Source organism: Azospirillum sp. B510, assembly GCF_000010725.1.
GTDB classification, from domain to species: domain Bacteria; phylum Pseudomonadota; class Alphaproteobacteria; order Azospirillales; family Azospirillaceae; genus Azospirillum; species Azospirillum lipoferum_B.
Map to the genome: position 1 here is coordinate 55,255 of NC_013858.1, position 11,821 is coordinate 67,075.

Consider the following 11,821-nt stretch of genomic DNA (forward strand, 5'->3'; position numbering starts at 1 on the left):
CCGGCCTTGCCTCGTTGGCTGGCTTCTCGTTGGCTGGCTTCTTATCGGATGCCGGCCTGTTGAAGAGATTATGGACCAATGGTCCATTTTTGGAAAACGCGAAGACTGGACCGCGGTGGTTCACTTTGCGGACGATCAGTCCGGCTGACCCTGCGTGTGCCTATGGCCGGCGAGCACGCGGTCGATGAAATGGGCGGCCGAGCCGGTGTAGCGCAGCGGGTCGAACAGGCGGTCGAGCCCGTCGGCGCCCAGTGCCTGGACCACCTCGGCATCCTCGGCCAGGACGTCGCGCAGCGGGCGGGCGGTTGCGACGGCGTGGCGGCTGGCCTCGGCGACGCGCGAATGGGCGGCCATCCGGCCCATGCGGTCGCCCAGCGCCATGGTCACCGCCTCGGCCAGGATCAGGCCGCGGGTCAGGTCCAGATTGGCGCGCATGCGCTCGGCATCCACGGTCAAGCCGGCGACGGTGTCGCGGGCATGGCGGGCGGCGCCGGCGACGAGGCGGCAGAGGTCGGGCAGCGCCTGCCATTCGGCGTGCCAGCCGCCCAGCCCGCGCTCATGCTCCTGCACCTGGGCGGCCAGCAGCCCGCCGACCAGCGCGGGCGCGCGGACGGCGCAGGACAGCAGCACGGCGCAGGACACCGGGTTGCGCTTGTGCGGCATGGTGGAGGAGCCGCCACGGCCGGGACCGCCCGGCTCGAACGCCTCGCCGACCTCCATCTGCATCATCAGCGAGATGTCGCGGCCGAGCCTGCCCAGCGTGCCGGCGAGGATGCCGAGCGCCGTCGCCGGTTCGGTGACGCGGTCGCGGCTGGCGTGCCAGGGCAGGGCGGGCAGCGGCAGGTCGAGGTCGCGGGCCAAGGCCTCCGCCACCGCCGGGCCGGCGTCTCCCAACGCCGCCAGCGTGCCGGCGGCGCCGCCGAATTGCAGGGCGAGGCGGCGGCGGGCGGCGGCGAGGCGCTGGCGGTCGCGGCCGAGCGCGTCGAGCCAGCCGGCGGCCTTCAGCCCGAAGGTGGTGGGCAGGGCGTGTTGCAGCCAGGTGCGGGCCACCATCGGCGTCGCGCGGTGGCGGTCGGCGAGAGCGGCGAGGCCATCGGCGAGCGCCGCCAGATCGGCCTCCAGCCCGTCGAGGAAGCGGCGCAGCTGGAGCATCAGGCCGCTGTCCATCGCGTCCTGGCTGGTGGCGCCCCAATGGACGTAGCGGGAGGACTCCTCGTCGGCGGCCTTCACCGCGCGGGTCAGATGCTTGACCATCGGGATGGCGGTGTTGCCGGCCAGCGCCGCCTCCGCCCCCAGCGCGTCGAGGTCGTAGAGGTCGGCGCGGCAGGCCGCCGCGATGGCCGGGACGGCATGGGCGGGAATGACGCCGACCGCCGCCTCCGCCCGCGCCAGCGCCGCCTCGAACGCCAGCATGCCCTGCAACCGCGCCGCCGGGGAAAAGGCGTCGGCCGCCGCATCGGTGGTGAAGAGCGGGTCGAGCAGCGGGTCGGCGTGGCGGATGGCGGCGTGGTTGGTGGCGTTGGTGGCGTTGGTGGCGGTCATGGCGGTCAGCCCCTGCTCGTGCTCTGCTGCTTGGTGTCCTCCTCGTCCATCTCGGCATAGACGGCGCGGGCCAGCGCTATGGCGTGGTTGGCGGCGGGGATGCCGGCATAGACGGCGGCCTGCATCAGGATTTCCTTCACCTCGTCGCGGGTGACGCCGGTGTTGCGGGTGGCGCGGATGTGCAGCTTCAGCTCGCCGTCCTTGCCCAGCGCCGCCAGCATGGCGATGGTCAGCATGCTGCGCGTGCGGATGTCCAGCCCCGGCCGGGTCCAGATCTGGCCCCAGGCGGTCTTGGTGATGAATTCCTGGAAATCGGCGTCGAAGCCGGTGGCGCGCTCCAGCGAGCGGTCGACATGGGCGTCGCCGAGCACCGAACGGCGCACCGTCATGCCGCGCTCGTAGAGATCCTTGTCGGTCATTTCAGGGGCGGCCATCACAGGGTCCTCAGGAAGCCGTCGATCAGCGCGGCCAGCTCCGCCGGCTTCTCGACGCCGGGGATATGGGCGGCGCCGGGCAGCAGCTCGAAACGGGCGCCGGGGATGCCGGCCGCGAGATCGCGGACGCTGTCGGGGGTGGTCGCCACATCCTCTTCGCCGCAGATCACCAGGGTGGGGGCGGTGATGCCGGCATTGTCGGCGCGCAGGTCGGCGTCGCGGATCGCCATCGAGCAGCCGACATAGCCGTCCTCGGTGGTGCGGGCGACCATGGCGGTGTAGCCGCGGATCTGCTCGGGCCGGCTGTCGCGGAACCCTTGGGTGAACCAGCGGGCCATCACCCCGTCGGCGATGGCGCCCATGCCGCGGGCGCGGATGGCGGCGATGCGGTCGGCCCAGATCGAGGGCGGGCCGATCATGCCGGCGGTGTCGCACAGGATCAGCCCATGCACGCGGTCCGGCGCCTTGACGGCGAGGCGCTGGGCCATCATGCCGCCGATGGACAGGCCGCAGACATGGGCGCGTCCGATGCCGAGCGCGTCGAGCAGGGCGGCGGCGTCGTCGGCCAGCGTGTCCATGCTGTAGCCGGCCTCCTCGGTGACCGGCGTCACCTGGGTCAGGCCATGGCCGCGCATGTCGTAGCGCAGCACGCGGTAGCGCTGGGACAGGTGGGGCACCACGGCGTCCCAGATGTGCAGGCTGGTGCCGATGGAGTTGGCGAACAGCAGCACCGGCGCGCCGGCCGGGCCGGTCAGGTCGTAATGCTGGGTGATGCCGGCGGCTTCGATGAAGGGCATGGGACCCGCCTGTGGTGGTTGTTATGGTCAGCGATCGGCTGACGGCGCCCCCACCTGACCTCCCCCACCCAGTGGGGGAGGTCAGGTGGGGGACTGACATCGACGGTTACACCCGTTCGATCATCACGGCGATGCCCTGGCCGACGCCGATGCACATGGTGCACAGCGCCGTCCGGCCGCCGGACTGTTCGAGCTGGTGGACCGCGGTGGTCGCCAGACGGGCGCCGCTGGCCCCCAGCGGGTGGCCCAGCGCGATGGCGCCGCCGTTCGGGTTCACATGGGCGGCATCGTCGGGCAGGCCAAGCTCGCGCAGAACCGCCAGACCCTGGGCGGCGAACGCCTCGTTCAGCTCGATCAGGTCGATGTCGGCGATGCGGCGGCCCAGCCGCTCCAGCAGCTTGCGGGTGGCCGGGGCCGGGCCGATGCCCATCACGCGCGGCGGAACGCCGGCGGTGGCGCCGCCGACGATGCGGGCGCGCGGGGTCAGGCCGAAGCGCTTCACCGCCGCTTCCGACGCGATCAGCAACGCCGCCGAGCCGTCATTGACGCCGGACGCGTTGCCGGCGGTGATGGTGCCGCCGGGGCGGACGATCGGCTTCAGCGCCGACAGCGCCTCCAGCGTGGTGGCGCGCGGATGCTCGTCGGTGGTCACCACCGTCTCGCCCTTGCGGGTCTTGATGGTGACGGGGACGATCTCGCGCGCCAGGCTGCCGTCGGCGATGGCGCGGGCGGCGCGCTCCTGGCTGCGCAGCGCGAAGGCGTCCTGGTCGGCGCGGGAGATCTTCCAGTCGTCGGCGACATTCTCCGCCGTCTCCGGCATCGAATCGACGCCATAGGCCGCCTTCATCGCCGGGTTGACGAAGCGCCAGCCGATGGTGGTGTCGAAGATCTCGGCGGAGCGCGAGAAGGCGGCGTCGGCCTTGCCCATGACGAAGGGGGCGCGGCTCATGCTCTCGACACCGCCGGCGATCATCAGCTCGGCCTCGCCCGCCTTGATGGCGCGGGCGGCGGTGGCGATGGCGTCGAGGCCGGACCCGCACAGCCGGTTCATCGTCGTGCCGGACACCACGTCGGGCAGGCCCGCCAGCAGCGCCGACATGCGGGCGACGTTGCGGTTGTCCTCGCCGGCCTGGTTGGCGCAGCCATAGATGACGTCGTCCACCGCGGCCCAGTCGACCGAGGGGTTGCGCTGCATCAGGGCGCGGAGCGGCACGGCGCCGAGATCGTCGGCGCGCACCGGCGCCAGGGATCCCGCATAGCGGCCGATCGGGGTGCGGATGGCGTCGCAGATATAGGCTTCGGTCATGATGTCTTACCCCTCTCCGCCGCCGGCCTGCCCATGGGCGGCGGCGGTGCGGGCCTGGAGGTCGCGCAGCGCGGCCAGCGCGCCGGCGTCCGGGATTTCGGTGGTCTTCAGCTCGGGCGAGATCTTCAGATCCCAGCCGGTCGCCGCCTTCACCTGCTCCACCGTCACGCCGGGATGGATGCTGGTCAAGGTCAGTTCCTTGGTCACCGGATCGGGGGTGAGGATGCCGAGGTCGGTGATGACCGCGGTCGGTCCGGCGCCGGGAATGCCGGCCTTGGCCCGCGCGTCACCGCCGTCGAGATATCCCGCCGAGGTGATGAAGGGCAGCTTGCCGACGAAGGCCTTCGGGCTCTGCTTGAGGACGATGAACACCTCCTTGGCCTGGGAGGCGATCTCCGGCGCGCCGCCGGCGCCGGGCAGCCGCACCTTCGGCGCGTCATAGGGGCCGATGACGGTGGTGTTGATGTTGGCGAAGCGGTCGACCTGGGCGGCGCCGAGGAAGCCGACATCGATCCGTCCGCCTTGCAGCCAGTAGCGGAAGATCTCCGGCGTGCCGACCACGGTGTCGGCGGTCAGGGCCAGATCGCCGTCGCCGATCGACAGCGGCAGCACCGTCGGCTTGGCGCCGATCGGGCCGGATTCATAGATCAGCACCACGTCCGGCGCATGGGTCAGCCGGGCGAGGTTGGCGGCGGTCGACGGCAGGCCGATGCCGACGAAGCAGACGGTGCCGTTCTTCAGCAGGCGGCTGGCCGCCACCGTCATGATCTCGGTCGCGGTGAAATCCTGGGATTCGGCGGTGGTCTGGGCGGTGCTCATCACACGGCCTCCTTCATGCTTTCGGCCAGCACGCGGCGGAAGCCGGCGAAATCGTCGGTGTCGAGGACATGGCGCCGCATCCAGGCCTGGAAGGTCTCGCGCGAGCGGGCGATCGGATCCCAGGCCTTGTAGAAGCTGTTGTCGCGCTCGGAATAGCCCTGGGCGTAGGACGGATAGGCGCCGCCGGGAACATGGCAGACGGCGGAGACCGCCCAGGTCGGCAGCACGCAGGCGTTCGTCGGCGCCTCCAGATCGTCGACGATCTCCTCGACCGTGACGATGGAACGCTTGGCGGCCAGCACCGCCTCCTTCTGGACGCCGAGGATGCCCCAGATCAGGACATTGCCGCGGCGGTCGGCCTTCTGGGCGTGGATCACCGTCACGTCGGGGCGGACCGACGGGATGGCGGCCAGCCTCTCGCCGGTGAAGGGGCATTCGACGAAGCGGATGTTGGGATTGACCTTCGGCAGGTCGGATCCGGTATAGCCGCGCAGCAGGGCGAAGGGCAGGTTGGAGGCGCCGGCGACATAGGCGTTCGCCATGCCGGCGTGGCTGTGCTCCTCGGTCTCCAGCCTGTGGGGCCAGCCCTGCTCGACCGCGTCGCGGAAGCGGTGGAGCGAGCCGACGCCGGGATTGCCGCCCCAGGAGAAGATCAGCTTCGTAGCACAGCCCATGCCGATCAGCTGGTCGTAGATCAGGTCCGGCGTCATGCGGACCAGCGTCAGGTCGCGCCGGCCCTGGCGGACGATCTCATGCCCGGCGGCATGGGGAATCAGGTGGGTGAAGCCTTCCAGGGCGACCGTGTCGCCGTCGCGCACAAGGCTCGCCACCGCATCGCGCAGGGGCGTGATGTTAGCCATATGACCTCCCGATTGTGCGAAAGCCGCACGGATGTTCGTCTTTGAATCCATCGTGGCGATGGCGGCCGGCCGCTGTCAAGGGCGAAAATCATTCATATTGAGCGATAATCGCACATATTGCGGCGCAACATGAGCTTTGCGTGACGATTTCAACGGGAAAACCGGTAGAAAATCGGTAATTGCAAGGAGTTAGCGATGTGACGCAATTTGTGCGATTATAGAACTCAATGTCATATATCGAACTTGACGGTTTGGGCATCCCTCAGTACGGTTGGTTTAACAGTCAAGAACCCGGACGAACAGCTCCGGCGCCGACATCATGGTCACATCTGGGAGGGACAATGACGAGGACTCTGCGCAACGCGCTGCTGGGTGCGGCGTTCGGTCTGGCGCTGGCGGCCGGTCCGGCCGGGGCGGCGACCATCAAGGTCGGCGTCATCGCCCCCTTCTCGGGACCGTTCGCGATGTTCGGCAAGACCTTCAAGGACGGCATCGCCCAGTATCAGGCCGAACATGGCCGGACGGTCGGCGCCGACACGGTGGAATTCGTCTATCGCGACCTGGAGCAGACCAACCCGGCCCAGGCCAAGGCGCTGGCGCAGGAGCTGATCGTCAAGGAGCGGGTGTCCTTCCTGGCCGGCTTCGCCTTCACCCCCGACGCCATGGCGGTCGCCCCGCTGATCGACGAGGCGAACATCCCGGCGGTGGTCTTCAACGCCGCCACCTCCGCCATCACCGAGAAATCGCCGCGCTTCGTCCGCACCTCCTTCACCCTGTGGCAGAACACGGTTCCGCTGGCCGAGCATATGGCCAGGCGGGGCATCAAGACGGCGGTGACCGCGGTCAGCGACTATGGTCCCGGCCTGGACGGCGAGGCGGCCTTCAGGGCGACCTTCGAGAAGAATGGCGGCAAGGTGGCCGACACCATCCGCATGCCGTTGAAATCGAACGATTTCGCCCCCTTCATGCAGCGCATCAAGGACACCGGCGCCGAGGCGGTCTATGCCTTCCTGCCCGCCGGCCCGACCACGCTGGCCTTCGCCAAGGCCTTCGCCGACAACGGGCTGAAGGAGAAGGGCGTCAAGCTGTTCGGCCCCGGCGACATCACCCAGGAGCCGGACCTGCCGGCGCTGGGCGACGCGGTGCTGGGCATGACCACCAGCTTCCATTACAGCCGCGCCCACGACTCGGCGGCGAACAAGGCCTTCCTCGCCAAGCACAGGGAGCTGTTCGGCAACGACGACACCGCCACCTTCACCACGGTCGGCGCCTATGACGGCACCCATCTGATCTATCAGATGATCCAGAACAGCGGTGGCAAGATCGACGGCGCCAAGGCGGTGGAGTCGGTCAAGGGGCTGAGCTGGGAAAGCCCGCGCGGGCCGGTGACCATCGACCCGGCCAGCCGCCACATCACCCAGACCATCTATCTGCGAACGGTGGAGAAGGTCGGCGACCGGCTGGAGAATGTCGAGAAGGCGGCGTTCGCGGCGCAGCCGGATTACGGCTACAAGCCGGGCAAGTGAGGGGAATTCCCCCTCACCCTTCCCACGCCTGACGGCGCGGGTCCCCTCCCTCTCCCGGGACGGGAGAGGGGAGACGGAGGGACGGTATGGAAAGCGTCTTCGGGATCGCCGTCGACGGCATCGCCTATGGGATGATCCTCTTCATCATCTCGGTCGGGCTGTCGGTGACGCTGGGGCTGATGCGGGTGGTCAATCTGGCCCATGGCGCCTTCGCCATGGTCGGCGGCTATGTCGCCTCCTACGCCGCCCAGGTCGCCGGCCTGCCCTATGCCGCCGCCCTGGTGGTCGCGGTGGCGCTGACCGTGCTGGCGACCCTGCCGCTGGAGCGGCTGCTCTACCGCCGCATCTACGGGGCGGCCAACGAGCTGTCGCAGGTGCTGCTCACCATCGGGCTGACCTTCGTCATCGTCGCCGGCATCAACTCCCTGTTCGGACCGACGCTGAAGCGCATCCCGCTGCCGGAGCTGCTGACCGGCACGGTGGCGCTGGGACCGAAGGCGATCCCGGCCCACCGCGCCTTCGTCATCGGCGCGGGAGCGGCGACCCTGCTCGGGCTGTGGTGGCTGCTGGAGCGCACCGATTTCGGCATCCGGCTGCGCGCGGCGGTCGATGACCCGGCGATGGCGGCGGCGCTCGGCATCCGCACCGAGCGGCTCTATCTGGCGACCTTCGCGCTCGGCACCGGGCTGGCGGCGCTGGGCGGCGTTCTGGGGGCGGAGCTGCTGCCGCTGGAGCCCTATTACGCCATCCGCTACATCGTGCTGTTCCTGGCGGTTGTGGCGGTCGGCGGGGCCGGCAGCATCTTCGGCTCGGCGGCGGCGGCGCTGGCGCTCGGCATCATCGACAGCGCCGGCAAATACCTGATCCCCAATTTCGGCGAGTTCTTCTTCTACGCCGCCCTGATCCTGATCCTGTTCCGCTGGCCCCACGGCTTCTTCAAAGGGAGGACGGCATGACGAGCGTCGCCGAGCGAGACGGCAAGGGCGGGCCGACGAGCGGAACCGGACCTGTCGTGCCGGCCAGGCGCCGCGACCTCGACTGGATCGGCGTTCCGCTGATCGCGGCGGCCGGGCTGGCCGCCTATTGGCTGCTGCCGGAGGATCTGGCGCTGCTGACCCGCATCGCCGCCTCGGCGCTGTTCGTGCTGTCGCTCGATCTCGTGCTCGGCTATGGCGGCATCGCCACGCTGGGGCAGGCGGCGATGTTCGGCACCGGCGCCTACGCCGCCGGCATCGCCGCGGTCAACTGGATCGACGATCCCTTCGCCCTGCTGGCGGTCGGCGGGCTGGCCGGCGGGCTGATCGCGCTGGCCACCGGGGCGCTCATCCTGCACGCGCGCGGGCTGACCCTGCTGATGCTGACCATCGCGGTCGGGCAGATCGTGCAGGAGGTCGCCAACAAGGCGCGTGACTGGACCGGCGGCAGCGACGGCCTGTCGGGCATCGACCCGGCGCCGGTGTTCGGCCTGTTCCGTTTCGACATGTTCGGCCACACCGCCTATCTGTTCGCGCTGGCGGTGCTGGTCGCCGGGCTGGTGGTGGCGCGGCGGATCGTGCGCTCGCCCTTCGGGCTGGCCTGCCGCGGGGTTGGCGAGGATCCGCTGCGGATCTCCGCCATCGGCGGCTCGCCGAAGGCCTATCTGGTGGCGCTCTATGGCGTGGCCGGGGTGTTCGCCGGGGTGGCCGGCGCCCTGACCGCGGTGACCAGCGGCATCGTCGGGCTGGACAGCGCCGGCTTCTCCTGGTCGGCGGAGGCGCTGGTGATGCTGGTGCTGGGCGGCACCGGGCGGCTCTATGGCGCGGTGATCGGCACGGTGGCCTTCATGGGCGTGCATCATGTCCTGGCCGCCAACGATCCCTATCACTGGATGGCCTTCATCGGCCTGTTCCTGATCGGCATCGTCCTGTTCCTGCCCGGCGGCATCGCCTCGGGGGTGGAGCGGCTGGGCGGTCTGCTGCGGCGGAGGGAGGACCGGGCATGACCAGGCTTCTTGAGGTCGAGGGGTTGACCAAGAATTTCGGCGGCCTCCAGGTGTCGGCCGACATCTCCATGACCCTGAAGGCGGGCGACCGTTGCGCCCTGATCGGGCCGAACGGGGCGGGCAAGACCACCTTCGTCAACCTCGTCACCGGGGTGATCCCGCCCAGCGCCGGCACCATCCGGCTGGACGGGCGCGACGTCACCCGGCTGTCGGCGGCGGAGCGGGTGCGGCTGGGGCTGATCCGCAGCTTCCAGGTGGCGCGGCTGTTCAAGTCGATGACGGTGCGCGAGCATCTGGAGCTGGCCGTGCTCCAGCGCGACCGCCGCACCTTCCGCCTGTTCGCCTCGGTCGCCAAGGTCGCCGGGCTGGCCGACGAGGTGGCGGGATTGCTGGAGACCATGGGGCTGACGCAGGTGGCGCACACGGCGGTCGGCTCGCTGGCCTACGGGCAGCAGCGGCTGCTGGAGATCGCGCTGGCGCTCGCCATGAAGCCGAAGGTGCTGATCCTCGACGAGCCGGCGGCCGGCGTGCCCCATTCGGAAAGCCAGCGCATCCTCGACGCCATCGACCGCCTGCCCAAGGATCTGGCGGTGCTGATGATCGAGCATGACATGGACCTCGTCTTCCGCTTCGCCAGATCGATCATCGTGCTGGCGCAGGGGCGGCTGCTGTGCAGCGGCACCGCCGAGGAGATCGTCGCCGACCCGCGCGTGCGCGAGGTCTATCTGGGGAGCCGCGCCAATGCCCACCACTGAACCGGCCGGACGCCTGGAGGTCGCGGATCTGCGCGCCGGCCATGGCAGGACGCTGATCCTGGACGGTGTGTCGTTCAGCGTTCCGGCGGGCGGGCGGCTGGCCCTGCTCGGCCGCAACGGCGTCGGCAAGACGACGACGCTGGCCACCCTGGTCGGCCAGACCACCCGCCATGGCGGCTCGATCCGGCTCGACGGGGTGGAGCTCGGCGGGCTGAGCAGCTCCAGCCGGGCGGCGGCCGGGCTGGGCTATGTGCCGCAGACCCGCGACATCTTCAAATCGCTGACGGTGGAGGAGAATCTCGTCACCGGGCTGAAGGGGCGCCCGCGTTCGGCGCTGGCCGAGGCCTATGAGCTGTTCCCCCGGCTGGCCGAGCGGCGGCGCAACGGCGGCGGCGAGCTGTCGGGCGGCGAGCAGCAGATGCTGTCGGTCGCCCGCGCCCTGCTGGGCAAGCCGACGGTTCTGCTGCTGGACGAACCGCTGGAGGGGCTGGCGCCGGTGATCTGCGACATGCTGATGGCGGCGCTGTCGAAACTCGACATGACCGTCATCCTGGTGGAGCAGCAGGTGGACCGGGCGCTGGACTTCGCCGACCGCGTGGTCTTCCTCGACCGTGGCCGGGTTGTCCATGCCGGGCCGGCGGCGCAGGCGAAGGCGGATACGGCTCTGCTGGAACGCCACCTCGGCGTGGCGCTGGCGGCGTAGGGGATTATCCCCGGTGCGCCTCTACCGGAAGGGCGGCGAATAGAGCAGGCCGCCCTGGGTCCAGGGCTTGTTCGGGCCGCGATCCATGCCGTAGGGGATGCCGAGGTTGCGCTCGAAGATCTCGCCGTAATTCCCGACCTGGGCCAGGGCCTGCAAGGCCCAGTCGTCGGGCAGGCCGAGCATGCGGGCGGCGTTGCCGGAATGGCCCAGCATGCGGTGCAGTTCGGGATCGTCGGGGACGCGCCCAGCCTGCACGTCCGCCGAGGTGACGCCCCTCGCGTCGGCCAGCACGATGGCGTGGAGAATCCAGCGGGTGACGTCGTACCAGTTGCGGTCGCCGCGCGCGATATAGGGCGTCAGCGGCTCGCGCGAGATCACGTCCGGATAGATGTAAATCCCCATCCCCGCCTTGCGGTAGCCGGCCAGCGAGGTGACCAGAACCGTGCGGTCGGTGGTCAGCAGGTCGCATTCATGGGCGAGGAAGGCCTGCAACGCCTCGTCCAGCGTCTGGAAGGTGCGCATCGTCCAGGGCAGGTCGGACTTGCGGATATGGTCCTCCAGATTGCGGACGGTGGTGGTGGCGGTCTTGACGCAGACGGTGCGCGGTCCCAGCCGGTCGAGCGGGGGCGGCGGCGTGCCGTCGCTGTGGATGGCGAAGCCCTGGCCGTCATGCAGCAGCGGCATCAGGAATTCGATGTCGTTGGACAGGTCGCGGCTGAAGGTCCAGGTCGTGGTGGTCAGCGCCACGTCGACCTCGTGCTTCTCCACCGCCTGGAACTCCTGCGGCTTCTCCGGCAGGCGGACGACGCGGATCGCCTGGGCGTTGCCCAGCGTCGCCGCGGCGAAGACCCGGCAGACATCGACCAGGAACCCGTCGAGATGCCCCTGCGGGTCGGAGAAGGAGATGCCGCTGACCCCGCTGCGCAGGCCGCAGATGAGGAAGCCGCGGCCGTGGATGCGCTCCAGCGTGTCGCCGTCCCCGGCCCAGGCCGGTGAGGTCAGTGCCGGCGAAGGCAGCACCGGCGAGGCCGACACCATCGCCAGCAGCACAAGCAACAGCAGCCGCATCCCGACACCCATCCCCTGGCCAGCCCCATC

At 70.0% G+C, this 11,821-nt stretch carries 12 protein-coding genes; 5 read left to right on the plus strand and 7 right to left on the minus strand.

Translation table 11 applies throughout. The features are described from left to right. Positions 1-135 precede the first annotated feature (135 nt). From AZL_RS27575 to AZL_RS27600, 6 genes are all read right to left on the minus strand, one after another. On the minus strand, positions 136-1,542 hold the full coding sequence (locus tag AZL_RS27575; protein WP_012977683.1) for a 3-carboxy-cis,cis-muconate cycloisomerase: 1,407 nt from the start codon (positions 1,540-1,542) through the stop codon (positions 136-138). A gap of 5 nt (positions 1,543-1,547) precedes the next feature. Continuing rightward, positions 1,548-1,961 carry a 4-carboxymuconolactone decarboxylase gene (pcaC, locus tag AZL_RS27580; protein ID WP_012977684.1) on the minus strand — a complete coding sequence of 138 codons (414 nt, stop codon included), beginning with the start codon at positions 1,959-1,961 and terminating at the stop codon, positions 1,548-1,550. 14 nt (positions 1,962-1,975) lie between these two features. After that, entirely contained in the window at positions 1,976-2,773 is a 798-nt protein-coding gene (gene pcaD / locus AZL_RS27585; protein WP_012977685.1) for a 3-oxoadipate enol-lactonase, read from the minus strand. A 106-nt stretch (positions 2,774-2,879) separates the two neighbouring features. After that, positions 2,880-4,079: a 3-oxoadipyl-CoA thiolase gene (gene pcaF, locus AZL_RS27590; protein ID WP_012977686.1), complete on the minus strand. Its 1,200-nt coding sequence runs from the start codon at positions 4,077-4,079 to the stop codon at positions 2,880-2,882. Between the two features lie 6 nt (positions 4,080-4,085). Continuing rightward, positions 4,086-4,898 carry a CoA-transferase subunit beta gene (locus tag AZL_RS27595; protein WP_012977687.1) on the minus strand — a complete coding sequence of 271 codons (813 nt, stop codon included), beginning with the start codon at positions 4,896-4,898 and terminating at the stop codon, positions 4,086-4,088. Further along, a complete protein-coding gene (locus tag AZL_RS27600; RefSeq protein ID WP_012977688.1) occupies positions 4,898-5,758 on the minus strand; it encodes a CoA transferase subunit A in 861 nt (286 codons plus the stop codon). Before AZL_RS27600 ends, AZL_RS27595 begins: the two co-directional genes overlap by 1 nt. A 341-nt stretch (positions 5,759-6,099) precedes the next feature. Here AZL_RS27600 and AZL_RS27605 point away from each other — a divergent pair, with 341 nt between their 5' ends. The 5 genes from AZL_RS27605 (at position 6,100) to AZL_RS27625 (ending at position 10,723) form a co-directional block, all read left to right on the plus strand. Further along, positions 6,100-7,284 (plus strand): ABC transporter substrate-binding protein, encoded by a 1,185-nt coding sequence (locus AZL_RS27605; RefSeq protein WP_012977689.1) that lies wholly within the window; start codon positions 6,100-6,102, stop codon positions 7,282-7,284. Between the two features lie 86 nt (positions 7,285-7,370). Further along, positions 7,371-8,240, plus strand: a complete 870-nt coding sequence (locus tag AZL_RS27610) for a branched-chain amino acid ABC transporter permease (RefSeq protein ID WP_012977690.1) — start codon at positions 7,371-7,373, stop codon at positions 8,238-8,240. Beyond that, positions 8,237-9,265: a branched-chain amino acid ABC transporter permease gene (locus AZL_RS27615; protein ID WP_012977691.1), complete on the plus strand. Its 1,029-nt coding sequence runs from the start codon at positions 8,237-8,239 to the stop codon at positions 9,263-9,265. Before AZL_RS27610 ends, AZL_RS27615 begins: the two co-directional genes overlap by 4 nt. Continuing rightward, on the plus strand, positions 9,262-10,020 hold the full coding sequence (locus AZL_RS27620; protein WP_012977692.1) for an ABC transporter ATP-binding protein: 759 nt from the start codon (positions 9,262-9,264) through the stop codon (positions 10,018-10,020). The genes AZL_RS27615 and AZL_RS27620 overlap by 4 nt, the downstream gene beginning before the upstream one ends. Beyond that, entirely contained in the window at positions 10,007-10,723 is a 717-nt protein-coding gene (locus AZL_RS27625; RefSeq protein ID WP_012977693.1) for an ABC transporter ATP-binding protein, read from the plus strand. The genes AZL_RS27620 and AZL_RS27625 overlap by 14 nt, the downstream gene beginning before the upstream one ends. A gap of 21 nt (positions 10,724-10,744) precedes the next feature. Here the strand turns inward: AZL_RS27625 and AZL_RS27630 are convergent, their stop codons facing one another. Then, on the minus strand, positions 10,745-11,791 hold the full coding sequence (locus AZL_RS27630; RefSeq protein ID WP_247894523.1) for an amino acid ABC transporter substrate-binding protein: 1,047 nt from the start codon (positions 11,789-11,791) through the stop codon (positions 10,745-10,747). Positions 11,792-11,821 lie beyond the last annotated feature (30 nt).

Bases quoted from the DNA above. Each gene is read 5' to 3' on its own strand.
- AZL_RS27575 (WP_012977683.1), bottom strand. From the start codon at position 1,542: ATGACCGCCACCAACGCCACCAACGCCACCAACCACGCCGCCATCCGC.
- pcaC (WP_012977684.1), bottom strand. From the start codon at position 1,961: ATGACCGACAAGGATCTCTACGAGCGCGGCATGACGGTGCGCCGTTCG.
- pcaD (WP_012977685.1), bottom strand. From the start codon at position 2,773: ATGCCCTTCATCGAAGCCGCCGGCATCACCCAGCATTACGACCTGACC.
- pcaF (WP_012977686.1), bottom strand. From the start codon at position 4,079: ATGACCGAAGCCTATATCTGCGACGCCATCCGCACCCCGATCGGCCGC.
- AZL_RS27595 (WP_012977687.1), bottom strand. From the start codon at position 4,898: ATGAGCACCGCCCAGACCACCGCCGAATCCCAGGATTTCACCGCGACC.
- AZL_RS27600 (WP_012977688.1), bottom strand. From the start codon at position 5,758: ATGGCTAACATCACGCCCCTGCGCGATGCGGTGGCGAGCCTTGTGCGC.
- AZL_RS27605 (WP_012977689.1), top strand. From the start codon at position 6,100: ATGACGAGGACTCTGCGCAACGCGCTGCTGGGTGCGGCGTTCGGTCTG.
- AZL_RS27610 (WP_012977690.1), top strand. From the start codon at position 7,371: ATGGAAAGCGTCTTCGGGATCGCCGTCGACGGCATCGCCTATGGGATG.
- AZL_RS27615 (WP_012977691.1), top strand. From the start codon at position 8,237: ATGACGAGCGTCGCCGAGCGAGACGGCAAGGGCGGGCCGACGAGCGGA.
- AZL_RS27620 (WP_012977692.1), top strand. From the start codon at position 9,262: ATGACCAGGCTTCTTGAGGTCGAGGGGTTGACCAAGAATTTCGGCGGC.
- AZL_RS27625 (WP_012977693.1), top strand. From the start codon at position 10,007: ATGCCCACCACTGAACCGGCCGGACGCCTGGAGGTCGCGGATCTGCGC.
- AZL_RS27630 (WP_247894523.1), bottom strand. From the start codon at position 11,791: ATGCGGCTGCTGTTGCTTGTGCTGCTGGCGATGGTGTCGGCCTCGCCG.